General features: G+C 34.5%; 25 protein-coding genes and 3 pseudogenes. 21 read left to right on the plus strand and 7 right to left on the minus strand.

Annotated features, from left to right (window positions below; translation table 11 throughout):
- Window positions 1-207: helix-turn-helix domain-containing protein (locus D3H64_RS02760; protein ID WP_147429888.1), on the minus strand; the 207-nt coding region annotated here is incomplete at its 3' end.
- Window positions 208-294: 87 nt separating this feature from the next.
- Here D3H64_RS02760 and D3H64_RS02765 point away from each other — a divergent pair.
- The 4 genes from D3H64_RS02765 to D3H64_RS02780 are packed head-to-tail and all read left to right on the plus strand — an operon-like array spanning window position 295 to window position 5,899.
- Window positions 295-1,032: a phage tail spike protein gene (locus tag D3H64_RS02765; protein WP_233554869.1), complete on the plus strand. Its 738-nt coding sequence runs from the start codon at window positions 295-297 to the stop codon at window positions 1,030-1,032.
- A complete protein-coding gene (locus tag D3H64_RS02770; protein WP_199700125.1) occupies window positions 1,022-2,461 on the plus strand; it encodes an ABC transporter ATP-binding protein in 1,440 nt (479 codons plus the stop codon). The genes D3H64_RS02765 and D3H64_RS02770 overlap by 11 nt, the downstream gene beginning before the upstream one ends.
- Window positions 2,448-4,166, plus strand: coding sequence for an ABC transporter ATP-binding protein (locus tag D3H64_RS02775; RefSeq protein WP_063633145.1), 1,719 nt, complete (start codon window positions 2,448-2,450; stop codon window positions 4,164-4,166). The genes D3H64_RS02770 and D3H64_RS02775 overlap by 14 nt, the downstream gene beginning before the upstream one ends.
- Window positions 4,163-5,899 carry an ABC transporter ATP-binding protein gene (locus tag D3H64_RS02780; RefSeq protein ID WP_065956984.1) on the plus strand — a complete coding sequence of 579 codons (1,737 nt, stop codon included), beginning with the start codon at window positions 4,163-4,165 and terminating at the stop codon, window positions 5,897-5,899. Before D3H64_RS02775 ends, D3H64_RS02780 begins: the two co-directional genes overlap by 4 nt.
- A 1,162-nt stretch (window positions 5,900-7,061) precedes the next feature.
- Here D3H64_RS02780 and D3H64_RS02785 read toward each other — a convergent pair.
- Window positions 7,062-7,340 carry a type II toxin-antitoxin system YafQ family toxin gene (locus D3H64_RS02785; protein WP_121564589.1) on the minus strand — a complete coding sequence of 93 codons (279 nt, stop codon included), beginning with the start codon at window positions 7,338-7,340 and terminating at the stop codon, window positions 7,062-7,064.
- A gap of 3 nt (window positions 7,341-7,343) precedes the next feature.
- Window positions 7,344-7,628 (minus strand): type II toxin-antitoxin system RelB/DinJ family antitoxin, encoded by a 285-nt coding sequence (locus tag D3H64_RS02790; RefSeq protein ID WP_121564591.1) that lies wholly within the window; start codon window positions 7,626-7,628, stop codon window positions 7,344-7,346.
- Window positions 7,629-7,923: 295 nt separating this feature from the next.
- Here D3H64_RS02790 and D3H64_RS10380 point away from each other — a divergent pair, with 295 nt between their 5' ends.
- The 3 genes and pseudogenes from D3H64_RS10380 to D3H64_RS10180 all read left to right on the plus strand — a co-directional run.
- A complete protein-coding gene (locus D3H64_RS10380; protein ID WP_233554870.1) occupies window positions 7,924-8,070 on the plus strand; it encodes a hypothetical protein in 147 nt (48 codons plus the stop codon).
- Window positions 8,071-8,306: 236 nt separating this feature from the next.
- A complete protein-coding gene (locus D3H64_RS02795) occupies window positions 8,307-8,816 on the plus strand; it encodes a hypothetical protein (RefSeq protein WP_121564593.1) in 510 nt (169 codons plus the stop codon).
- A gap of 29 nt (window positions 8,817-8,845) precedes the next feature.
- Window positions 8,846-9,654, plus strand: a pseudogene (locus D3H64_RS10180) (phage tail tip lysozyme); the annotation flags it as partial.
- A 61-nt stretch (window positions 9,655-9,715) separates the two neighbouring features.
- Here D3H64_RS10180 and D3H64_RS02805 read toward each other — a convergent pair.
- Together D3H64_RS02805 and D3H64_RS02810 are read right to left on the minus strand one after the other, a co-directional pair.
- Entirely contained in the window at window positions 9,716-10,561 is an 846-nt protein-coding gene (locus D3H64_RS02805) for a nucleotidyl transferase AbiEii/AbiGii toxin family protein (protein WP_121564595.1), read from the minus strand.
- Window positions 10,558-11,148: a type IV toxin-antitoxin system AbiEi family antitoxin domain-containing protein gene (locus D3H64_RS02810; RefSeq protein ID WP_121564597.1), complete on the minus strand. Its 591-nt coding sequence runs from the start codon at window positions 11,146-11,148 to the stop codon at window positions 10,558-10,560. The genes D3H64_RS02805 and D3H64_RS02810 overlap by 4 nt, the downstream gene beginning before the upstream one ends.
- Window positions 11,149-11,317: 169 nt before the next feature.
- Between D3H64_RS02810 and D3H64_RS02815 the strand changes: the two are divergent.
- From D3H64_RS02815 to D3H64_RS02850, 7 genes and pseudogenes are all read left to right on the plus strand, one after another.
- Window positions 11,318-11,709 (plus strand): annotated as a pseudogene (locus D3H64_RS02815) (GbpC/Spa domain-containing protein); the annotation flags it as partial.
- A 1,463-nt stretch (window positions 11,710-13,172) separates the two neighbouring features.
- Window positions 13,173-13,397 (plus strand): type II toxin-antitoxin system RelB family antitoxin, encoded by a 225-nt coding sequence (gene relB / locus D3H64_RS02825; protein ID WP_121564599.1) that lies wholly within the window; start codon window positions 13,173-13,175, stop codon window positions 13,395-13,397.
- Window positions 13,390-13,659, plus strand: coding sequence for a type II toxin-antitoxin system RelE/ParE family toxin (locus tag D3H64_RS02830; RefSeq protein WP_121564601.1), 270 nt, complete (start codon window positions 13,390-13,392; stop codon window positions 13,657-13,659). Before relB ends, D3H64_RS02830 begins: the two co-directional genes overlap by 8 nt.
- 421 nt (window positions 13,660-14,080) lie before the next feature.
- Window positions 14,081-14,409: pseudogene (gene rhuM, locus D3H64_RS02835) on the plus strand (RhuM family protein); the annotation flags it as partial.
- Between the two features lie 304 nt (window positions 14,410-14,713).
- Entirely contained in the window at window positions 14,714-14,884 is a 171-nt protein-coding gene (locus D3H64_RS10185) for a hypothetical protein (protein WP_158589202.1), read from the plus strand.
- Window positions 14,885-15,235: 351 nt separating this feature from the next.
- The gene (locus D3H64_RS02840) at window positions 15,236-16,246 is read left to right on the plus strand and encodes a virulence RhuM family protein (protein ID WP_233554871.1); all 1,011 of its coding nucleotides are present in this window, start codon (window positions 15,236-15,238) and stop codon (window positions 16,244-16,246) included.
- Window positions 16,247-16,855: 609 nt separating this feature from the next.
- The gene (locus D3H64_RS02850) at window positions 16,856-18,454 is read left to right on the plus strand and encodes a transposase (protein ID WP_121564607.1); all 1,599 of its coding nucleotides are present in this window, start codon (window positions 16,856-16,858) and stop codon (window positions 18,452-18,454) included.
- 215 nt (window positions 18,455-18,669) lie between these two features.
- On the opposite strand, the gene D3H64_RS02855 is transcribed toward D3H64_RS02850, so the two are convergent.
- Both D3H64_RS02855 and D3H64_RS02860 read right to left on the minus strand, forming a co-directional pair.
- Window positions 18,670-20,037 (minus strand): sensor histidine kinase KdpD, encoded by a 1,368-nt coding sequence (locus D3H64_RS02855; protein WP_121564609.1) that lies wholly within the window; start codon window positions 20,035-20,037, stop codon window positions 18,670-18,672.
- A 10-nt stretch (window positions 20,038-20,047) separates the two neighbouring features.
- Window positions 20,048-20,749 (minus strand): response regulator transcription factor, encoded by a 702-nt coding sequence (locus D3H64_RS02860; protein ID WP_121564611.1) that lies wholly within the window; start codon window positions 20,747-20,749, stop codon window positions 20,048-20,050.
- Window positions 20,750-21,103: 354 nt separating this feature from the next.
- On the opposite strand from D3H64_RS02860, the gene D3H64_RS02865 reads away from it, so the two are divergent.
- The 7 genes from D3H64_RS02865 to D3H64_RS02895 all read left to right on the plus strand — a co-directional run bounded on the left by D3H64_RS02865 (window position 21,104) and on the right by D3H64_RS02895 (window position 24,960).
- Entirely contained in the window at window positions 21,104-21,274 is a 171-nt protein-coding gene (locus D3H64_RS02865; protein WP_147429890.1) for a helix-turn-helix domain-containing protein, read from the plus strand.
- A gap of 108 nt (window positions 21,275-21,382) precedes the next feature.
- Window positions 21,383-21,694: a hypothetical protein gene (locus D3H64_RS02870; RefSeq protein WP_121564615.1), complete on the plus strand. Its 312-nt coding sequence runs from the start codon at window positions 21,383-21,385 to the stop codon at window positions 21,692-21,694.
- A gap of 55 nt (window positions 21,695-21,749) precedes the next feature.
- Window positions 21,750-22,472, plus strand: coding sequence for an IS21-like element helper ATPase IstB (istB, locus tag D3H64_RS02875; RefSeq protein ID WP_121564617.1), 723 nt, complete (start codon window positions 21,750-21,752; stop codon window positions 22,470-22,472).
- 553 nt (window positions 22,473-23,025) lie between these two features.
- Window positions 23,026-23,193, plus strand: a complete 168-nt coding sequence (locus D3H64_RS02880; protein ID WP_121564619.1) for a lacticin 481 family lantibiotic — start codon at window positions 23,026-23,028, stop codon at window positions 23,191-23,193.
- 166 nt (window positions 23,194-23,359) lie between these two features.
- Complete coding sequence (locus D3H64_RS02885) at window positions 23,360-23,914, plus strand: hypothetical protein (protein ID WP_121564621.1); 555 nt, start codon at window positions 23,360-23,362, stop codon at window positions 23,912-23,914.
- Between the two features lie 14 nt (window positions 23,915-23,928).
- A complete protein-coding gene (locus tag D3H64_RS02890; protein ID WP_370448444.1) occupies window positions 23,929-24,456 on the plus strand; it encodes a DUF4135 domain-containing protein in 528 nt (175 codons plus the stop codon).
- A 114-nt stretch (window positions 24,457-24,570) separates the two neighbouring features.
- Complete coding sequence (locus D3H64_RS02895) at window positions 24,571-24,960, plus strand: hypothetical protein (RefSeq protein ID WP_121564626.1); 390 nt, start codon at window positions 24,571-24,573, stop codon at window positions 24,958-24,960.
- The last annotated feature ends 27 nt before the right edge of the window (window positions 24,961-24,987 follow it).

Genomic DNA, 24,987 nt, shown 5'->3' on the forward strand with positions numbered 1-24,987 from the left:
ATCAACGGAAACATGAAGTAACGATACAAGGTCATAAAGAACTTGTATGCTGGGGTGTTGCCCTTTATTTTCAATATTAGTTAAGTACCGTGGGTCAATTTCAATCAATGCTCCCACTTGTTCACGAGTTAAACCTCGTTTCAATCGAGCTTCTTTAATGGCTAAACCAAAGGCTCTAAAATCATATTTATCTTCTTTTTTACGCATAGTAGACCACCTCTATACATTTTATTGTTCCTACTGAATTAAAAACAGGTATAGAAAAACGTGTTATATGGTTTATAGGTTGAAGAAATGGGAAAAGACACAGATCAGAGCATAGAGTTTGGACTTAATCTTCTTGATTATACGGAGGACTTATCTGCAGAAGATGTGGCAACAGTCATCATTCCACTTGGTAAGGAAATAGAAGGTGATGCTAATGCTGTCCTAAAACAATATACAGATATTACTTCAGTAAATAATGGTAAGAACTATCTTGTTTCTAAAGAGGCACTCACTGAATTTGGTTGGGTTTGTAAGGTGGTACGCTGGGATGATGTTACCATTCCTGCAAATCTTTTAAGAAAAGGAGCAGAGTGGCTTAAGGATAATCAGTTTGAAATGGTAGAGCTAAACCTTTCAGCTGTTGACTTATCTGAGTTTGGAATCTCTACAGAAACCATTGAATGCGGGGATAGGGTAAGATGCAGAGCCTATCCATTTGGAATGGATAGAATCTTTCCCGTTATGAAACAGACCATACCACTGCAAAAGCCTGGAGAAATTAAGGTGGTGCTCGGAAGTAATCAAAGTAAAGGATATATCCAAAGTTCTCAAGATGCAGTAAGGCAGATAAAAGAAGAAGGTATAGTCACAAGAAAAATAGATAATGAAAGAGTCCAAAGTGCCATTGATAACCTTAAGGCTCAAATGAATACAGGTACTGGTGGATATAAGCTAACAGAATATGATTCCTCTGGTAGATGGCTTAGAGACTTATATATGGACACGATGGACAAAGACACAGGACTAATATATTTTGGAGTATAAAGATGATAGAATTTCAAAATGTATTTTTTCTTATAGTGATGGAGATTCTTCTATCAATAAGATTGATTTTTCTATAAAATCAGGGGAATGTGTTGTACTTTGTGGCAAATCGGGATCAGGGAAAAGTACAATTTTACGAACTGTCAGTGGGTTGGCTCCTGTTTTTTATGAGGGGAATCTTAAAGGGAAAGTTGAAATAGATAAACAAATTCCGGCTGAAATGGATTCAGAGGAACGTGCCAAATTATTTGGCGTTGTTTTTCAAGATCCAAGAAGCCAATTTTTTATGAATAACGTTCAAGATGAGATTTGTTTTGCGGCAGAAAATATAGGAATTTCTGCATATGAAATAAAGAAAAAACTTGACGAGATTGTTGAATTTGTCGGAATTGAACATTTACTTTCAAAAAATATAGATGAATTATCTAGTGGTCAAAAACAAAAAGTTGCAATTGCTTCTTCTTTAATTTTACAACCTAAAGTGTTGATACTTGATGAGCCAACATCAAATTTAGATGCAGATGGAGTTAAAGTTTTAATAAAAATAATTAAAAAAATTAAAGATAGAGGAATCTCTATTATTATAAGTGAGCATAGGCTTGAACCGTTTAAGGAAGTAGTAAATAGATTTTTTTATATTGATAAAGGCATGTTAAGGAAAATCTGGACAAAGGAAGAGTTTGAAAGTCTTGATAATGAAAATTTATCAAAGCTTGGATTGAGACCGAAAACGATAAATAAAAGTAGTAAGACTGAAAAGTCAAAAAATTTAATTTTAGATATTGAGTCCTTACATTTTCACTATAAAAGAACAAATTCAGGAATTGATGACATTAATTTGAAGTTATATAAAGGAGAGGTTATTTCACTGTTAGGAAACAATGGAGCAGGAAAAACTACATTATGTAAAGTTATCAGTGGGCTTCTAAAAGAAAATAGAGGAACTATCAAATATAAAGGAAAAGCAGCAAACAGAAATCTAAGAAATAAATTTTGCTATTTTGTTATGCAAGATGCAGATTATCAATTATATTCAGATTCAGTTGTAGGTGAAATTTCAATTGGTAAAAAGACAACTGAAAAATTAAAGCAAGATATGGTGGATAGCTTAAATGCTTTTAGCTTGAATGAACTAAAAGATAGACACCCGGCATCATTGTCAGGAGGAGAAAAGCAAAGAGTAATATTAGCTGCAGCATATTGTTCAGATGCAGATGTTTATATATTAGATGAGCCAACAAGTGGAATGGATGGAGATGGATTACGTGCAATTATCAAATGGGTAAAACTTCTTTCTGCAAAAGGGAAAATAGTGATTATTATTACACATGATTTACTTTTAGCTAAAGCTACAAGTGATAAATTTCTTTATTTGCAAGAGGGAGAACAAATAAAAGAGAGGGAGAAATTGTTAGATGAATATAATTAGGCAATGTATAAAAAAACGATCTACTCAATTTTCTTTTTCCGTCTTGTTTGCTATTTTGGGTGTATTGGCTGGCTTAATCTCATATATGATTCTTGCAAGTCTTATAGCAGAGTTAATTAACGGGAATTCAAATTGGGAATTGTACTTAAATAAATTATTGATTATAGCAGGAATGTTTTTAATTAAAGAAATATCAGCAGGAATATCAACGACAATTTCTCATACTGCAACATTTCAATCATTAAGGGATATCCGAAAAGAAATTTCAAATAAATTATTTGAAATGCCGTTAGGTGATATTACCAGAATTAGTTCTGGAACTTTGAAAGACATAATTGTAGATAAAGTTGATAGTATGGAAACAACCTTATCTCATATATTACCAGAAATGACAGCCAATGTAGTTGGCCCGGTATTTCTTATAATATATATGCTTACTCTGGACTGGCGATTAGGTCTGGTATCTCTACTTCCTTTTATTGTTGGCATGAGTTTTATGAAGTCAGTGATGAATGAAGAGTACACGAAAAACTATAAGGAATCTGTAGTTTTAGGTCAAAAAATGAATAATGCATTGGTTGAATATATTGGTGGTATTGAAGTTATTAAAGCATTTAATCAAAGTAATACTTCTTACCAAAAATATAGTGATTCTGTTAATGACAATGCACAATTTTATTATGATTGGATGGGGAGATGTATGAAAAGAGTTTCTGTTGGTCGTATATTATCACCAATGGGAATTTTGACAGTCATACCATTTGGAATGATTTTTTATCAAAATGGTAGCATTGAAATAGAAACATTGATAACAATAGTCATACTATCTTTTGCTACAGTATCAAATCTACTCAAAGCATTAAATTATACAGATGATTTGGCACGAATCGGCACTATATCGAGTAGTGTAGAGAGCCTTTTAGCTTCAAAAAAAATAAAATGTGGGACAACTATCCAACCAATTGAAAAGTTTGATGTTGAATTTATTGATGTTGATTTTTCATATAATGGAGAAAAACAAATAATTAAGAATTTAAATTTAACCTTCAAAGAAGGAACATTTAATGCTTTGGTAGGTGAATCTGGAAGTGGGAAATCGACAATAGCGAAACTTTTAGCAGGCTTTTGGAATGTTGAAAGTGGTCATATTAAAATTGACGGAATAGACTTGAACGATATTCCGTTAAAACAACTTTCAAAATTAATATCTTATGTGTCCCAAGACAATTATTTGTTTGATGTTTCGGTTAAAGAAAATATTAGACTCGGTAATCCGAATGCAACAGATGAAGAAGTTGAGCAAATTGCAATTAAAGCGGGGTGCGACAGTTTTATTAGAGAGCTTTCTAATGGGTATGACACCATTGTTGGGGAAGGCGGTGGACATCTATCAGGAGGAGAAAGGCAAAGAATATCTATTGCTAGGGCAATGCTTAAAAATTCGCCAATTATAATTTTGGATGAGGCTACATCGTATATAGATCCAGAGAATGAAAATATTATTCAGGCAGCGATTTCAAAATTAGTAAAGGGAAAAACCTTAATTGTTATAGCTCACAGGCTAAACACAATAAAAGGAGCTGATAAAATATTTGTAATTAATAATGGGATGCTTGAAAACAGTGGAAATCATGAAGAACTACTAGCGAAGTCAAAATTATATTGCGCTATGTGTATGGCATTAGATAAGGAGGATGAAGCATGATAAGTGTATTTAAAAAAATCTGGTTCTTCTCCGGCAGAGAGAGAAATAACTTAACAAAGTCAATAGTAGCAGCATTCTTTCATGCTGTATTTAATGCATCTCAATTTGTGGCAATTTATTATATGCTAAAATGCCTATTCAAGCAAAATGTCGTGCAACAAGATATTATCATCGTATTAGCAGTATTAATTATTAGTTTGATGGGCAAGATTATCACACAAAATATATCTCAAATGAATCAAACACATGCGGGATATTTTATGGCAGCAAATAAAAGAATAGAGTTGGGAGAAAAAATAAAAAGAGTTCCCATGGGATTCTTTAATAATTTCAGCCTAGGCAAATTAACTACTTTGGCAACTACAAATCTTACACAAATTGAGTCTTGGATACCAGTATTGCTCGTTAATGTTTTGGGAGGCTTTTTAAATACATTCGTATTTGTTTTATCCATATTTATCATAAATTTGGAAATAGGTTTTGTGGCATTAATTGGTATGACAGTATTTTTATTTGTTACTTTCTTAATGGAAAAACGTTCAAGAAAAAATGCAGCTGATATGTCAAATATTCAGACATATTTGACTAAGAATGTACTGTCAACAATTCAAGGAATGCAAGTTATTAAATCATACAATTTAGGCGGTAAGAACAATAAGAATTTGAATGATGCGATTGATAATAGTTACAAAACTACGCTCTCGCTTGAAAAAATGATTATTCCATACACAATAGCTCAAAGAATAGCAATAGGATTGACAATTGTAGGGATGTTGTTTTTTTGTATTAAGTTAAATCTTTCTGGAAACTTAGATATTGCGGATACGGTTGTATTGATGATAGCAAGCTTCACAATTTTTGATGGACTGATTGGAGCAGGTTCTAATATGGCAATTTTACGAATTGCAGAGAATGCTATCGATTCATATGAATATGTTAATCATATGCCTGAAATTGATGAAGGCGATATAAAGTTCATGATACAAAATCATGATATCTATATTAACAATATAGGGTTTTCTTATGACAATAGAAGAGTTCTAGATAATGTTACATGCGTTATTAAAGAGAATGAGATGACAGCTATTGTAGGTAAATCGGGTTCTGGGAAAACTACATTATGCAATTTAATTGCACGATTTTGGGATGTTAATAGTGGTGAAATAAAAATAGGTGGAAATAATATTAAAGATTATACCGTTGAAAATCTTATGAATAATCTTTCCATGGTATTTCAAGATGTATATTTATTTGAAGATACTATTGAAAATAATATAAAGTTTGGAAATCAAAATGCAACAAGAGAAGATGTGATAGAAGTAGCCCTAAAAGCACAGTGTCATGATTTTATAGTTTCTCTTCCACAAGGATATGACACTTTCATAGGTGAAGGTGGGGCTTCACTTTCAGGAGGAGAAAAGCAGAGAATTTCTATCGCAAGAGCGATGTTAAAAGATGCTCCTATTATTATTTTCGATGAGGCAACAGCAAATGTTGATCCTGAAAATGAAGATAAACTAAAATTGGCGATTGAATCACTTACCAAGAATAAAACAGTTATTATGATTGCACATAGACTAAAGACGATTAGAAATGCGAATCAAATATTGGTTTTGAATAAAGGCTGTATTGAACAGCGTGGTACACATGACGAATTGATGAGGCAAGATGGAATTTATAAAGACTTTGTAGATGCTAAATCAAAGTCGGAAAACTGGAGCTTAAATAATTAAGAAGGAGAAAAAATGGATTAAATAATGGAGGTAATTGCTATGTATTATTTAGGGTCTGTTATTCATATAGAAAAAAACAATAGACCTTTTTGATACTGGTAATTATCATAAAAAATCAAATTTAAAATATAGAGAAAGAGCAAGTTTCTTTCATTTTAGAGGACTTCTTATGCCTATGTGCAGAAGTCCTCCTTTTTTGTCTAAAAACGCAGACAAAAAAGAAATGGAGGAAACATATATGCCCAAAGAATATTACCTTTATGTCAACGGACAAAAGGTCAAAGTCAGAGAGCAGATATAAAAAAAATCAACATAATCAGTGGATTGTAAATATTAAAATTTCGTTTATAATAAAATGTTAGAAAATAATTATCATTACAGCTTAAACCTTTTAACGATAGCCTTGTCCTATCGTTAAAAAGTGTACTCGACAAGTTTCCACGAACGGACAATACGACTTGTTATTCATACTGTTTTTGCGAGCCATGTCGAGGCCGTAGTATTACTTACTAGGAGTGAAACGACGAAGTAAGTAATAACGGAGACCTGTGCGATAGTCGTCGCAGAGCAAGGAGTGAAGCGACGCGGCGAAGCGGTAACGACGAACCGCTGAGTGCGTCGTATTGATGTCAAAGAAATAAGATAATAGGATATAAAACTGTTGAAATCAAAGGCTTTTAGGATTTTATAAAAAATCTTAAAAGCCATTTTTTATTGAGAAAAATACCTTGTGGGAACATCATAGTGTAAAATTTGTTGTGTAACCTCCAAACAACCATAGAAAAAAGGGCCTGCCTTTTGTAAGATTGTAGATACCAACCAAAACAATCAAAAAGGAGTCACTACCCGTGTATTTAATTTACTGCTACTATATCTACAGTCTTACAAGACAGTTTACACAATTTATTTGACACTACCCAAGACACAGGCTACGATTATTTTATAAAGCATCAACCGAATGACGATTTTAAAGCTATACTAAAAGCTCTTCATTTAAAGCCCTTAGTATTTGGTGAAAGAACCACACAAGTGAAACTCTAGTATATACAGATCAAAAAAAGCAAATCGAGTATAAACGTTGTTAAATCAACATCTATACTCGCTTTTTTATCTTTTAAGTGTCAAAGTCAGGAAAAAGCCACCTGTAGAGTGACTTTCTGGTTTACATATCGAACAAATCGGCATGTGTTCCTGTTCTAGAAGCTACAAGAATAAGCTTATCATCATGTATTGCATAGATCAAAAGCCAATCAGGTTGAATATGGCATTCTCTGAAACCTTGATAAGAGCCTGAAAGTGCATGATCTCTATATTTAGTTGTGAGCGTTTCTTTAGCACACAATCTATCAAGGACGTCTTTAAGCAAGGCAAGATTATAACCACGCTTTTTTAATCTTTTGTAGTCTTTGCGAAACTTAGTAGATACTTGAAGTTTAAGCATAAATCAATCCTCTGCATCGAGAGCGTCAAAGAGCTCTTTGGCGGAATTGTATGTTTTTGCTTGTATTTTGCTAGATAGTATATCTCTTACTTCTTGTATGGCAGCTTTCGTTTCGGCATTATATCTTGGTTGTTTTATTAAGAAAGGAAAACCGCCTTCCATGATGGAAGTGCGTAAGAATATGTTGATAGCATCAGTTACAGAAATGCCAAAGCTGCCAAAGAGATCCTCGGCATTTTTTTTCACTTCTGGTTCGATACGAACGTTAATATTTGCAGTTTTAGCCATAGATAGACACCCCCTATAGCATTATTGTATTGCGAATGTTAAACAATTGCAAGCAAAAAGCAAAAGGGGTGGCTAAATCTCTAAAAACATATCGATAAGGGAACGGGCGCAGAGAATTACGCACAAAAAGCGAGCTTCAAAGTGGGTATTAAAGAAATTCTAAAAATTAAAGATGAGAAAGGAGTGCTAACTATCGGCAAAAGATGGAATATACCGTGGTGGCAGACGAGTCAAAGCTGGTGGCAAAGCGACTCCTGTAGCAGAACAAAGTCAAAATGGTAAAAAAGTAAAACTCATGTCTAACAATAGCCCTGATTTTGAGTTTGCTGATATTGAAGCAGATGTTATGTCAGATGGTGTGGTGAATAAGACCTTTATTAGCATGATGGAAGCGATGGGTTACGACATAGAACTAACATATGTAAAAAGAAAACCTGATTGAGGAGATGATTTTTTATGGGCTAAAAGGTATATAGTCAAATTCTGAAAGAGGGGGATCATCTTGTTAGGCATAAGGATAATGAAGGTAGAGTTCGAGGTGTAAGTCAAGATGAGAACAATAAAACGACTGATATCGTCGAATGGGAGGAAGTTGAGATTGATGAACTTCGATATGAATATCCGATAGAACAACACGAGCAAGAGCGTGTCGAACTAACTCCTGAACAACAGCAACTTGTGCAAGCACTTGGAGTAGCAATTGCTGAAGCAGTAAGATATGGCATGGTTCAATTGCATGAACATATGGTTAGTCCTTGGTGGCATTCAAAAGCAAAACCGTGGATTAAAGGTAAGTGGGTAGATGAAAAGAACTTTGTCTCAGGTAAGACAAAAGCACAAGCAATTATCGAGAAAAAACAGAATAATGAGACTGGAATACAGTTAAGCAGTGATACACAGATAGATGAAATGTTAGACGCTGGATGTGAGAGTGTTCAATTAAATATGACTCCTGATGAAGCAAAGGAACATATGATGAAACTCATCTATCATATGTTAGGAACAGCTTATGAAATAAAAATTCTTAGCAATGCACGAATAGTTGAGCATATTGAAAATGAGACAACTCAGATAGAAAAGAAGAAAGAAGCAGAAAGATGTATCTATCACACAACTACAGGAGGAGAAAGTCAAGAAAAACTGATCAAAAAATCTTGTAACATAAAGATTTTGAGCAGTTTCTTTTGAGCATTGGATAAATTTTGAGGGATTTAGGTTACAATGGACGTTACCCAAATATTCTCAAATGTGGTTTAGGCTTAGGCCAATGGACAGATACCTCGGATGGGGCACGCAGACATACCTTATTGCTCGAATATGCCAAAGGAAAACATCAAAAGTGGTATGACTTGGGGTTGCAACTGTATTTCTTGTTGCATGGGGATAGTCCTTATTACACCAACTGGTTAAAGGACTTCTTCAAAAATTCAGGAAGTCCAGCTAGTCTTGCCCAACTCTTTCTCATTTACTGGGAAGGTAATAGTGGTGATAAGCTACTTGAGCGTCAGGAATGGGCAAGTGAATGGTATTACCAAATTGAAAAAGGCTTTAGTCAACCCAACGGTGGGACTGCACAAAGTGATCCTAAAGCACTTGAAGCTGTACACGGAGACCTCTTTGAGAACTCTATTCCAGGAGGTGGTGACGGTATGGTGTATGCCTACTGCCAATGTACTTGGGGCGTCGCAGCCCGTATCAACCAACTGGGTCTAAGACTCAAAGGTAAAAATGGTGAGAAAATTTCAATTATCAGTACCATGGGCAATGTCCAGGATTGTGTGCGTACAGCCGCAAGTTTCGGTGGGGGAAACTGGAACAAGTCCGCAAACAGGAGCTATTTTCCCCCTTTGCGGGAGGAGGACATGGCACACCAGCAGAATACGGGCATGTGGTTTTTGTCGAAAAAGTCTACCCTGATGGCTCATTACTCATCTCCGAAACCAACTATAATGGCAATCCGAACTACACCTTCCGTAGAATATCAGGAGTGGATAGTAGTTTGAGTTTTGCATATACGACGAAATAAAAAAGGATATGCTAACAAAATGTATAAACGTTACCATATCCTTTTTTATTTTTTGTCATGATTAGTCAGAATTTATAGAAATGAGAACTTTTATGAGACGAATCATCTCATCAAGAACGTCTGCAAGGGAAATCCCTTTTGTATAGCTATATTTTTTCGAATAATTTTGCCATTGTTTATTCTGAATAGGGTCAGATTTGAACCTCTCGAGTAGTTCAATAATCTTTTCAAAATCGATTTCTGTTTCACGATATGAAAATGTCCTCTGACAGGCATTTTTCAATTGAATGAAGTCAATGTCTTCTTTCTTCAGTTTTGAAAGAATATAAATATCGTAAAAATCTTTGCTTCTGCTGTTCAAGAAGTTACGTGAATAGATGGTTTGAAGTTTCTCAGCTAAGATTGTTTCAATTGTATAAGCAATGATTGGAAAATTGTCTTCATCAAAAATAGCTTTATAGTCATATGTAATCGGCTGAGGAGTTACAACATCACCTGTCGCAATATCCAAATGGATAACTTGTTTAATATTATCAAGTTGGCACAAAATGGTTGCACGATAGCCACCATAGTCATCACTTTCTTTAATTGCTGTGATAGATTGAATTGTGAAAGAAATACCTTCTTCTGAATCTGCTAAAATTTCCTTGAGTTGCTGCTTCACAGTATCTTCTGAGAGTGTCATTTGATGGAACAAAAAATCAATATCAACCGTGCTACGAGATTCAACTCCAATAACATTTGACAGTAGGAATCCTCCTTTAAAGATATAGTGATTTGAATAGGTACTCTGACTTAATTTTTTCAAAATCACTTCTAGAAAGTAATAGGTCATCACGGAATTAAAGGTTAATCCAGTATTCTTTGATATTTTATGACAAAGTGCTGTTAGCTTTGCTTTATTCATATTAGGACCTCTAGAGTTTGTTTGACCTTGTCTAAGGTGTTCATTTTTGTCGCATATTCATAGAGTTTTGTAAGATTTTTTTTAGGATAGTTTCCGTAAAGTTGAAGTGTTTTGACAAAAAGCTCAGTATCTATTTTTTCTCGATGAATCACAAAATCACAGATAATACGTTCGAAATCATAGACTCTTACCTCGTTCCCCATAGAGGTTTTTACAAGAGTAATTCCTAGTTCGCTATATTCCTTAGAAACGAAATGAATGTTCAGGTTAGCTGGAGGAGTATTAAAACGGTAGCCTCTAGGAATGGTTACGTCAAAATATTGAGGAATTTCATCTGTAAATTGTTGCAAGTAAAGCGCTGAGATATAAGAGAAAATAGCCTTGGGATAACGGTACTGAAAGAAGTAGTATTCGTCGTAGTCTCCATTCTGGGTTAGGAAAATTCCTTTCTCGACGCGGTATAGAATCCCTTCTTTTTCTAGTCTTGTCAAATATATTGTTGGAATATTTAGAGCTTTACAATCTCTATAGGTGATAATGCCATTGTGGTTTTCTATAAATTCAAGTAGACTCTCTTTTTTTGACATGCTTACTCCCTCTAATGTTGCTTTTACACTACAATATTACAATATTTGTAGTGTAAAAGCAACATTTTCTTTTCCCTCAATGTATTGTGATAACAAAATAAAGCATTCTTTTTTATGATGGTATTAAACTTGAGCTACGAGCTGTACAAAAAAGGGAGTTTCTCCTAGAGTTGTGCCAAATGATCCAACCGAGGGCTTCATTGCCTATCGAAATGATGGAAATGGTGATTGGCGAACAGACAAGATGGAGTTTCGTGTAGTTGCTAAGTATTTTTTGGGAGATGGTTCGCAAGTTGCCTTCTCCAAAGAAAATCAGGTGTCTTCACGCATTCTTCCCTCAATCATAGTGACATTGGTCTAGAATATGTTAAAGATTCATCTGGGAAATTTGTGCCGATTAATGGCTCAACCGTTCAAGTGACTAATGAAGGTCTAGCACGTTCTTTGGGTTCCAACCGTTCAAGTGATTTGAACTTACCTGAGGAATGGGATACCACATAAAGTCGTTATGCTTGTAAAGGAGCAATTGTCTCAACGGTCACATCTGGCAATACCTATACGTGAGTCGATTTTCCAGTTGTCCACCACATTTCTAGCAACTAATTGATCCGGGAAGACCTCACTACTACGAATTTTGACCGGTCTATATCAGCTAGACCAAGGAGAAGTTCAAGTCAAAACTGATCATGCCATGTTACTTGAAAATGACTATCTCTATGAGGATAAGAGTGGGCTGGAAAACCTGAAATTGTTCGGTCTTTATTTTGATTATCACCTAAATTCCCCCAAAATTTATCGGTGGATTTTAGAATGAACTTAGCCACTCAATTGTGAAAAAAAGACGCCATGTAAATTTCATGTTAACATTGTAGTTGCACGACAAACAATGAAAGGATGAATTTACATGACGCACACCAATAGTAACACATCTCTATCGAATAGGAAACATTTAACCTATCAGGATCGGTGTAAAATAGAAGCTTATTGCGAAGAAAAATTATCCTTTTCTTTAGGAGTTTAACAAATAATATTAGAACTTCTATAGGCAGAAACTTCAACAGATGGCAAACTACTCCTAGACAAAGTAACAGCTAACAATGATAGAGATTCTTCGGTTACTTAAAGCTGAATGCAGTCTCTCGAAACAATGCCTCAGCGTGTGAATCGGATTGATGAAGAGGAATTCAAATTATCGCAGTAATTTATGCGAAGCGTGATCAAATAGCACAGCTTAAAGGCCTTTAAATGCTGACCAAAGAATTACAAGCGTTGATCAGTAACCCAGATGAGTAGTAATAAGTCATCCTTCCTGAACTCCCAAGCTATGTAGAGACTGTTACTCTCAAAGTGAAATCGCTCCCCCTAAAGTTAGACCAATTAATCTAACTTTAGGGGGATTCTTAAAGTAAATTAGTTTATAGTTTTTCTTAGTCATCAACAAGCGGTTGATAAGGCAAAGAAGGAATATCGTAAATATCAGGCACAAACTTTATCGCCAGTAGAGGTAGATTATTTAGAAGCTCTGAGAAGACTTGAACATTCGGTAGAAAATAAAGATCAATCATAGTGACAATAAAACCACCTAACCACCATGGTAAATCCAATCCATAGCTTTAAGCCGACACATGTGGAGTGCACCGTATTGCTAGAATGTGTTCGAACATAGTGAGTTATGCTTTAGCCGTAGGAGTTTAACGACTTACGGATAAAGTATGCAGTGCACAGATTCAGCTCCGTAGCGTGAGAGCAGGTGATTTTATAGGAGAGTTCGAACGTAGTGAGTTACTCTCCTAAATGCCTTAGCTAAAAAATTAGATAATAAACAGTCTTAAGATAGCCCTTAAAAACATCAATTGAAAGTTGAGTATCGCTGAGGATACGGAATACTTTAAATATGTAATAAACTAGGTGTGAATTTCTAGGATCTGAACCAGATATGAAAAAATTGATTAAAGGATTATTTCTTGCCGTAAGATCATGCCTGTGTTAGAATGTAGTTAAAGTGAACTACAGGGAGTGATCGTATGGCTTCTCCAATTTCGGTTAGATTAGATGAACAACTTAATGAATCGCTTGAGCGATATACGTATGCTAAAAAAATTTCCAAGGCAGAGTTTATTCGTACAGCAATTTTGGAAAAATTAGAAAATGATTTCGATGTGATGATGGCAGATCAAGCTTACGATGAATGGGTGAAAGCTGGTAAAAAAGTTAAGACCTTTGATGAAATGATGGAACAATATGGCTAAATATCAAGTGGTCTTTGCTTCAAGTTTTGAAAAAGAATTTGCTCGTTTGGATAAAGGTGTTCAAAAGCAAATCCTGAAATGGATAGGTAAGCATTTAGTCAATGTAGATTTTCCGACGACCCCTGGTAAAACACTGAGGGGTGATTTGAGGGACTATGTTCGGTTTAGGGTGGGTGACTATCGAATAATTTCTCTGGTTGATGAAAATTTTTTCATCATTACTAATATTCATGTTGGCCATCGAAGGGATATTTATAAATAAGAGTCAAATCAAAATGATACACTCATCATGTTCAAATCAATTTATACCGTATGACCGACACAAAAGGAGTGTGTAGTATTGTTAGAGTTGGTTCCAATGTAATGAGTTAGCGAATCAGCTTTGATTCGTAAGCGAAAGTGAAAAAAGCTAAGGAATAAAGGCTCCTAAGCACTGTCGAAGTGTTTGAGAGCCGTTTTTAATTGAAAGGCTAGAAAAAATAGACTATAATAAAAGCGAACGTATGTTCTTTTGAGAGCTTCAGTATTATAGCAGTAAAGCGGCTTTTTAATAAATAGATAGCGTTTTTATTTATCATTGTTTAAAGATTATCAGTCAAAAATTTAGCAACAGGATCAAAGAAGTATTAGAACTGGTAATGGAAATATGAAAGAAGTGAAGTGAATTGAAAAGGGATCAAGAAATGATTCGTTCCAGCGCCACGGAATATTAACCTACATTGCTTCTGTTGGCGACCAAGAAGATAGCGTTGAAATACGTTATGAAGATGAGAATATTTGGCTGACCCAGAAAATGTTAGCTACCTTATATTGGTGTTGATGTTCGGACGATCAATGAGCATATTGGAAAAATTTATTATGACTCAGAGCTTCAAAGGAATCAACTATCCGGAAATTCCGGATAGTTCAAACAGAAGGCTCTCGTCAGCTAGCTCGTAACACCTTGCATTATAACCTTCAAATGATTATTGCTGTCGGCTTCGAGGTTAATTACGAACGCGCAATACAATATGCGCCAAAACACCTTTTGCTTATAAAAGGAATGATGGAGTTTATGTTATTCCAATTACCAAGCTTAAACCTTTAGAACTATATTTTTGAGCTATTATGGACATATTTTTGCATACGAGGATTCATTAAAATATTAAATTTTATCCCTACTGACCACTCGAGCCTTATTATTCTTGCTAGGGCTGATGAATTGGTTCTGTAAGGATCAGTCAGTTCTGGGCTTAGTCACAGTCTTTCTTGCGGTAGGGACTTTTCTGTCTACTTTTTTAGCAATGGGAATTAATCATAAGGGAGTGAATTGCTTTATGAAAACCAATTGCTTCATTCAATTCATCCCCTATCAGAAAGTCAAGGTTATGAAGTTAATCCATGCAAAAGATCAGATTAAACTTCAGGTGGAAGCTTATGGGGATTTTGTCACACTATCCTTTGATACGAGTAAGAAAGAGCTTTTGAATAATCTACTCTTAAAATAATTGTAAGGAAGCTAAGTTACCACATACGTATCTAAATGTTAGATGGGATCTATCTTCATTGGGGGATATTTAATGTGAACGACTTATTAATCAGGATCACAGCTCAGTTATTTTTACTGGGCTGTTTTTAAATTGAAAGGATATTAAAAATAGACTATAATAAACACGAACGTACGTTCCCTGAACGCTTTCAGTATTATATCAGAAAAGAGGCTTTTTAATAAATAGATAGCGTTTTTATTTATCGTTGTTTAAAGATTATCCATCCAAATATAGCAAAGGATCAAAGAAGTATTAGAACTGGTAATGGAAATATGAAAGGAATGAATTTAATTGAAAAAGGATCAAGAATTGATTCGTTCGAGCGCTGCAGAATATCTAACTTACGTTGCATCCGTTGGTGATCAAGAAGATAGCATTGAAATCCGTTATGAAGATGAAAATATTTGGCTGACCCAGAAAATGATGGCGACATTGTATGATGTTGGCACGAATACGATAAACTATCATATTAAGAAAATATTTGAAGATAATGAACTCCTGGAAGTTGCAGTTATTCGAAAATTTCGAATAACTGCAGCCGATGGGAAAAAATATAGGACAAATCATTATTCTCTAGAGATGATTATTGCTGTAGGTTTCAAAGTGAATTCCGAACGCGCAGTCCAATTTCGTAAATGGGTGAATCAAATAGCAAAGGACTATACCATCAAAGGGTGGGTTATGGATGATGAACGTCTCAAACGTGGAACCTATTTGACAGATAAATATTTTGATGAGCAGTTAGAACGAATTCGAGAAATTCGCGCAAGCGAAAGGAAGTTTTATCAAAAAGTAACTGATCTGTATGCTACAGCCATAGACTACGATAAAAATTCCGCGACGACACGAAGATTTTACGCTTCCGTTCAGAATAAAATGCATTACGCAGTTCATGGTCACACAGCAGCTGAATTAATAGTAGAAAGAGCAAATCACTCCAGAAAGCACATGGGATTAACGACTTGGTCGGATGCGCCTGACGGAAAGATTAAGAAAAGTGATGTAACAATCGCCAAGAACTATTTAAGTCAAAATGAAATAAAACAATTGAACCGTATGGTAACGGCTTACTTGGATTTTGCTGAGAATATGACGTTAAGACATATCCCGCTAACCATGCAGGACTGGGAAAAAAGACTTAACAGTTTCATCGAGATGTTCGAATACGGCATTTTACAAGATGCAGGAAAGGTATCAACTGAAATTGCTAAGATTCATGCAGAGACAGAATTTGAAAAATATCGTGTGATACAAGATCAACGATTCGTGTCTGATTTTGACAAGTACTTGTTGGAATTGGAAAATAACGTGAAGGAATAATTAGAGACAGCATCCTATTTTTCCAGAATTTGTAGTTGTGCAAATCAATCATAGTTGAGGCAAGGGATGGGGTTAAATTGATATTTAAATTAAACAGCCTAATCATCCTGCTAAAATCAATCCATAGCTTAAGATCGACACATGTCGAGTGTGTCGTATTGCTTGAGTCTGTTCGAACGTAGTGAGTTACAGACTCATCTCCGTAGCGTGAGCGTAGGTGATTTTATAGGAGAGTTCGAACGCAGTGAGCTACTCTCCTAAATGCGTTAGCTGAAAAATTTAAGTAATAAACCGCATAATGTCGGGGTTTTGGGGCGTCCGATGGATGACTGGGGACCTCGTTTTTGGCTTTGGAAGTAGAAATTTTGCCCTAGGAGATGATTTGCCGAGGGAAAATAGGAGTTGGTATGGTGGGGCAGGTCGAGGCTCAAAAGTCTGGTTTGATGGGCTTTTGTCGTTGAAGTTGATGAAACCTAAATTCCCCCAATATTTATCCAATACTCAAAAGAAAATGATCAAAAATCTTGTAAAATAAAGATTTTTGATCATTTTTTCTTGCCTTCTGCCTCCCGTCGTTGTGTGATAGATATAACGATAGGAGGGTTCACAATGGCTAAGATAAGAGCTATAAAACTACCAGAAAAAAGAGTCTCTATCAAGAAAAATGGTAAATATCGGTATGTTTATTACATCGATTCTTACTATGTAACAAGCAACGGTTCACGTACTCACCGAGATGTAGCTATTGGAAAACTAAACGAAGAAGATCCAACTACCTTTTTCCCTAATCAAAAGTACTGGGAATACTTTCCAAAAACAGATCCTATTGAAGAGGAAATTACTGAGATCCAACAGGCAGGCTTTTCTCAATTGGTAAAAAACCTTGCTCAGCAATTAAAAGTAGATGAATTGCTGTCAAAAAACTTTGACGATATAGCTGACTCTATTCTTTCTATTGCCTCGTTTATGCTTTCTAAAGGTAATACGATGATGTACTTAGATGATTACTATCTGACCCATTATAATCCTTATGGATCAACTCCTACACAGCGGAAGTTAGGGCCTGTTTATGAAGCTATTAGCCATTCTCGCCGTTGGCATTTCTTTAAAGATTGGCAAACCTTGATCGTTAACGAAGGAGATTATGTAGCATATGATGTCAGCAGTGTATCTACCTATGGTAAAAGTATAGATTTGGCTGCCATGGGTTATAACCGAGACCATGAACTTTTACCTCAAGTGAATTTGGGCGTGTTTTACTCACAAAGTAGACATCTTCCTATTTGTTATGAACTCTACGATGGTAGCATTGTCGATAAAGCACACATTCTTGAGATGATGGACTTAGCGGAAGATCTCGATATGAAGCTGACTGTTTTTGTGATGGATAAAGGATTTTTAACCAAAGAAAACCTTTCGTTTCTTAAGCAACACCACATTCCTTTCTTAATGGCTTTTCCTAATTCTCAAAAACTTTATCGTCAGTGGCTTTTGAACCAAAGTAAAGATCTGGAAACATTCGAAAGTTATCTAGGTACTTTACCTAGTTTTGGAAAATCTGCTCCAATTCAAGTGGATGATATGACCTTTAATGGCTTCGTTTATATGAATTTGGAGAAAAAAGGAGCAGATATTGCTAACTTAAGTGACCGTATCAACCGTAGTGAAGAAGATCTGAAAAAACATATGGATAAGCAAATCCGTTTAAAAAAAGACCCCTACTTTAATGTAGAGGTCAGCGATATTCAATATTTAACAGGATATAGTCGAAAAAACGATAAGATAGAGGAAAGCTTTAAATTGAGTGGCCTGTTTGGATTAATTTCAAATGTTGAGGATTTGAGCGTAAAAGAGGCCTTGGAAATCTATCGTAGACGAGACTTAATTGAAAAACACTATGATGATATGAAGAATCACCTAGAATTTAACCGTTTTAAGACGCATCATCAAATTTCAACAGACGGGAAGTTCTTTATTGGATTTATCGCTCAAATTATTTTAGCCTACATGACTAATCAACTGAGCTATTGTAAAAAAGCTCCTGTAGCAACTATTGAGGGTTTGATCACAGAAATGGATAAAATCCAAAGGATTAAACGCAAAGATGGTAGCGTTCGATTAACTACTTTTACTCGTAAGCAAAAGGACATCCTTGAATTATTCAACATTGACATCAACGATTATATAAATGAGCTTGTGAAAAATTAAATGGTGGACAAATTTCGGGGGGAATTTAGGATTTAACGAACAAATTTACGGTCTATTTTTTGATGGAGGATTTAGAACAAATTAAAAACCCCTTGTTACGGGCAGCAGTCAAGTTATGAAAATATAAACTGAACGAAAACCAACGATTATCCTTAGACGTCGTTGGAGATGAGTAGCTTACAGCCGATGTAGAAGCTGCCTGTTTTCACGGGTGGTTATGACTCTGATATATATGATTGAATAGGTAGGGTAATTATTGTTTGGAAGTATTCCCCTTGTTTGCTTGTGATGTTAAATATTCCATTATGTGCTTCAACTATTTGTTTAGAAATTTTTAAACCCATACCACTCCTACGAACTCCTGATATATCAAATTCAAACTTTTCAATCTCATTAATGTTTTTTAGTCGTTCAGGAGAGGTGCCAATCCCATTATCTTGGATTGTAATTGTAAAAAAATTTTCTGATAATAATTTTAATGATATTTCAACATCACATCCTATAGGGTTATGAAGCACAGAGTTATAAATGATATTATGAACAACACGTGAAATAAGATTTTTTTCTACGTTCATCTTTTTATCTATTAAATTGTTGTCGGTTTTAAATTCAAAAATAAAATTTTCCCAAATCTCTTGATTAATTATTTGAATAATAATATTTCTGAAAAAGGGAACAATATTTATGAGTTCCTTATTTAGTTGTAGGTCATTGTTTGTGAGTCTAGCAAAAACATTTAGGTCGTTTAGCAGGTTTTGAATATAATTACTTTCGATTAAGCTAGCGTCCAGATATTTCATAAGCTCTTTGTCAGTAGTTTTCTCAGTTGCAAGTGAAATATTAGATATAATAACAGACAATGGTGTCTTTAAATCATGGGCTATACCAGCTACCCATTCTTCTTTAAACTTTGAGTTTTGTTTTAATAAGTTATCGGTCTTATTGATGGCATGCGTTAGGCGATCTAATTCAGAAATAGAGTCTATTCTTTCATTTAAACCACTAGGGAGATTAGTAATTGCTTTGATAAGAGGTGATAGATGTTTGTATATATAGTTGTTGCTATAGTGATAAAGCAAGAAAAAATATAGACAGTTAAATAATAAAGCCCCAATTGCAATAATAGGAAGCGTTTTAATACTATCTAAATCAAGATAATTTGTTTGATAGCGGGCTATTCTGTTTTTTGGAAAGGCTATAACAATAGTCTTTCCAGCTTTTTCCTGAGTAAAGACTGGATAATCATTTAGGTAGTATTTGGAAAATTTAATGACTTCAGAGTAGGTGAAATGGGATGCAATGTTACTAGGTTTATCAATATTAAAAACTTCATTTCCAGCATCATTAATGACTAAAATCCATAAGTTATTATTTTTTATAATATCTAGTCCTCTTTTAGTGACATTAATAGAGTTTTCATCAATTGATATGTTATCTACGAGATTGTTGATAGTCGGGGTGACATTTTGGTGCTTCTTCACATAAAATACTGTTACTGATAGAATGGCGATATTGCAGAGTATAATGAATATAAAAGATGAAATATATTTAAGAAGGCTCTTTTTTAAAATATTATTATTCATAGTCAGCTCCTTATAGAATAAATTTATATCCAAGACCTCTAGCTGTCAGAAGATGTTTAGGTTTAGAAGGATTGTCTTCAATTTTTTCTCTAATATTACGAATATGAACAATCAAGGATTTCTCATATCCGAAATATTGCTCTCCCCAAATAGTATTACAGAGAGAATCAATAGAGACAATGTAATTTTTATTAGCAATTAACTTTTTTAGAATTTGTAACTCTATAGAAGTTAAGGTAATACACTCATTATTTTTTTCAATAGTAGCAGCTCTCAGATTAAGTAAACAATCTCCGATTGAAATAACTTCAAGTTCATCTCTGTAGCTTCTTCTTAATAGAGAAAGAATTCTATACACGAGATTTTTAGGAATAAACGGTTTAGTAACATAGTCATCACCGCCTATATCAAATCCAATTATTTCGTCAGTAGGATTGTCCCTGGCAGTTAAAAATAAAATAGGCAGTTCTTGTTTTTCACGACGAATATATTTAGCGAACTCGAACCCTTCCCCATCAGGTAGCATAATATCTAATATAACAAATTCGATATTTATTTTTGAGTATATAGAAATTGCTTCTTCAATTGAATACGCACTTATAATGTTTACAAATTTATTATTTAGCAATACTTCTTTTATTGACCGGTTTAATGCGAGATCATCATCGACAATTAAGATGTTTTTGGCTAATAGAACTTCTTCAAAGTTCATAATTAACTCTCTCCTATCTAAGCTGTTCATTTTATATTATTATAGCATACATATCCAGATGAAATGGAAGCGGTCGATAGCCAGGTACATTTAAAAGAATATCCACTTCTTTTATTCTTAAAACAAGAATTGAAGGAGGTGGATTTTTGATTCCATTATATAGTGAAAGTAGCTACTACATTAATGTATACTTTAGCGATTTTACTACAAACAGTATTTGACAAAAATTGTATTTGTTAAACTAAAAATCAGCCAAGTGGCAATTAAAAATCCAGCCACTTAACCAAAAAAGTCCACTGCCACCCTTAATACGATATCTTTTTAGTATACGACCACTGAAAAGATGGATTAGAGGTGTTAACAGTGAACCAAATTTATGATATACGATTGATGCACAACATGGAAGGGAAAAGTAACAGAAGCATCGCCAGGGAGACTGGTTTCGATCGCACCACAATTAGTAAATATATCAATGGTAACTTATCACACCAACATCTATTCAACCGCAAGCCATCTTGTAAGTAAAGAGCTGGTGCTTAAGATTGGGGCTCATACGGTTGAAATATTAACCAATCAAGCCAAGTACATTGTCAAACATCCCCGCTTATATGGTCATAAGCAAGAATCCATGATTTGGGGGCTTATCTCCTAGACCTTTCAAAAAAGCCTAAGGCGCTTAAGTATACGAACTTCTTTACAGGGCTGCCTAGTCACTTACAAACATACTTTGAAAAGAGTGACCTGTCAGCGACAAAACGAGTCTTACAAGAGGTTGTCAAGCAGGTAGAGACGTACGATTATGAACGTGTAATCGGTAGTTTAGATCAAGCAGTTGCCCGATATGGTGATGATACGGACGATATGATTAGTGCTTTCTACTTCCATTTACACCCACCTTTGGATATGGGAACGGTCAAAAATCCAGTGCCACATGTATTGGAATAGATCCCTGAATATGCTTTCAATCTTGATATCTACCAATCACTATTGGAGGCCAGTTATGAGTAAAGAAATCATCTTAGACTTATGTCGACAATTACGTTTAGCTAGCTCTATTGCCGAATATTATCATGAGATTGAAGCCGCTAGTCATGAAGAATTTCTGATTAAAATTCTTACTGAAGCGCTGGCTAGACGGAAAATTGAAATTAGTAAACGCTATATCCGTCAAGCTGGCTTTGAAATCCTCAAAGGTTTAGACAGTTTTGACTACTCAAATATTGTTCTACCTAGTCAATTAACACCGGCACTACTCGAAACCTGTGAATTTGTCGATAAGAAACAAAATCTTATTCTTTATGGACAGCCCGGGACGGGAAAAACGCATTTAGCGACCGCTTTAGGAGTCCAAACCTGTCTGAATAGCCAACCTGTTCTTTATTACAAAACCAGTAAGTTAGTCAACCATCTCGTTGAGTTAAAGAAAATGGGAAAAGAAGACCGTTTTTGGAAAAGATTAGAAAAAGCTGCGCTCTTAATTTTAGACGAATGGGGCTATCTTCCATTTGAACGACTTGGAACCCAAATGCTTTTTGAAGTAATTTCCAATTGTTACGAGAGAAGGAGTGTGATTTTAACCACCAATTTACCATTCAATGAATGGAATACGATCTTCTATGATCAGAAGCTAACCGCCGCTATTTTGGATCGCATGGTCCATCACGGATTACTCATTATGCACGAGGGAGAAAGTTATCGCTTAAGGCATTCATCCATGCAATAAATAACGAAGTAATAAATAACGCAGGGGTGGCTGGATTTTAATTGCCACGCTGGTTGGATTTTAATTGCCAAAGTGGTTGATTTTTTAATTGCCAAACACACTTTTAAGAGTAAGTCGTTTTTTTTTATCATTTCCACAGTTCATAGGAGGGTTACCTAAATAGATATTTACTTAACTAGAGCCAAAAGAGAATGGGCATCTGTTAGCCATGTTAAGCACGCCAATGAATTACAAACTGTTGCAAGCGCAGCTTCTATACAGTTTGTTTGAGGCTGGCGAGTTGAGAGACCGTGGCTCGAAACGGTGCCATGGCTGTTGAACAGATGACCAATTCTCTAAAAGCTCTAGTTGCTTTCTAGAAGCCATCCATAACACGAAATGATAAGCAATGTAGCCGGCTATTGACCGCTTACGATGAAATGGAAGGAGGTATAAAAAATTAATGTAGTCTTAATGTTTATTTTGTCTAAACTTTGTTTTGGGTATATAAAATTAATAGTGTAACAAGGATAAAGAAAGTCAATTCTTTGAAAATATTTAAGAGGTGATTTCCATGAAAGACACAAATATTATTGATATTGAAGCTACAAATACCCTGCAAGAACTTAGTTTAGATGAACTTGATACAATTATTGGTGCGGGTAAAGAAGGTGTTGTCCCAACAATTTCGCATGATTGCCATATGAACTCATGGCAGTTTATCTTTACTTGTTGCTCATAGTATTCAAGTGAAGTTAGTAGGTTAATAAAAAATATTTTCTTTATCTAAGTTACGAGTTTATAGGCTGGGGTATTTGATTTAATGGAAGTTAAGAGTTACCATCATGTCAATATACTTTAGCTTATTTTTTAAGTATTTACTAAAAAATAAGTGAAGAGAAGATAGTATGACTATGACGAAACATTCTGAATTATTTAATGGATATCTGAAGGTATTTATTAAAAAGTATGTCCCTGATATCAATAATACATTTTATCAAAACATTTATAAGTTAGTTTTAGATTTACAAATGAATTTATTAATATTCATTTGTAATAGAAAACGACTCTTGGGAGAATTAGATGGGAGAACTCCAGAGGAACGTTATCAATATTTTGATGAAGTGTTGTGTTTACGAGGAGATATTCTTCGGGAAATTGAGGTAGAATTTCCTGAAATTATATCTCGGACAGTGACGCATATAAAAAAATATATAAAACTACAGGAAGATGTCAGAACTAAGTTTTATGAAGATTTTAATTTGTTAAAATCACAAAAATTTATTTTAACTGATGACTGTGTTATTAATGATAAACATCTTACGATTGATATAAGTGGTGATATCCATAATGGTAAAGGTGTTTGTATAGTAACTTACAGAGAGAATAAAGTTGTTTATAAAAATAAGTCAATTAATTCAAATAAATTTATAAACCAATTTCTAGAGTTAGTAGCAACCTAACAGAAAAGATTGTTCTGATACCGGATTTTTTGGAACGTGATGGCTATTATTGGGAGCGTTATATTTGCCATAAGGAAATTCAAAGCATTAGCGAAGGAAAAGATTTTTACATTAATATGGGGCGACTTCTATGTATTGCATACGTTTTAAATATTTCTGATTTGCATTTTGAAAATTTAATAGCATTTGGAAAGAAACCAGTTTTAGTTGATGTTGAGACTATATGGAGTATAGGAGCCTATCCAGTAATGGCTGCAGAGGACTCCACGAGAATACTTATTGAAAAGAATTATGACTCAATATTGAATACAGGTTTACTTCCTATTTCTTCATTGAACCAATCCTTTGGAGGAGACACGAGTGGGATCCTAGGTGGTAAATTTATAGGGGAGGTGCGCGATGTTGTAAATTTATATCGTGATGATATTCATATTGAGCGTAAAGAGATAGAGAAGGAAACTTTTAATCATTTACCTTTCATTAAAACTAAAGATGGAAATAAATATTTGAAAGCCTCGGAGTATTTAGAGTATATTTTTTAGGGTTCGATGAGATCGGTAAAATTATAATTACAAATCGGAATGAGTTTGTTGATGCCCTAAAAAAATATGAAGATAAAATAAAAGTTAGGATATTATTTAGGAATACTAAGGAATATGGGATTATCAAATCACTATTACTATCTCCGATTTATTCAAAAAAAAGAAAACATTTTATTTGAGAAGATATCGCAAAAATTAGATTTCTTTTCACATGAACAATTATCTTTATCTGAAGAAAAACAGTTATTGAATATGGATATTCCATATTTTTCGGTGAATGCAAATAAATCTTGTGTGATCGCAGGAGGTAAGAAAATCTGGGAATTACCTAAATCACCAGTTCAAAAAGTGTTTGATAAGTTTCTTAATCTAGATGAAAAATTATTGAATGAGCAAAAATCATTAATTAAATTTTCACTTCAAGCTTCACAGTTTTTATTCTCAAATCAATTACAAGAGAAATTTTCTCTCGTAAATTTCAAGTACAAGTTAGCCACCCCCTAAATTTTTCACAAAGGGAGAGCTGTGGCT

The organism is Atopobacter sp. AH10 (genome assembly GCF_003664595.1).
In the GTDB taxonomy this organism is placed as follows: Bacteria; Bacillota; Bacilli; order Lactobacillales; family Aerococcaceae; genus Atopobacter.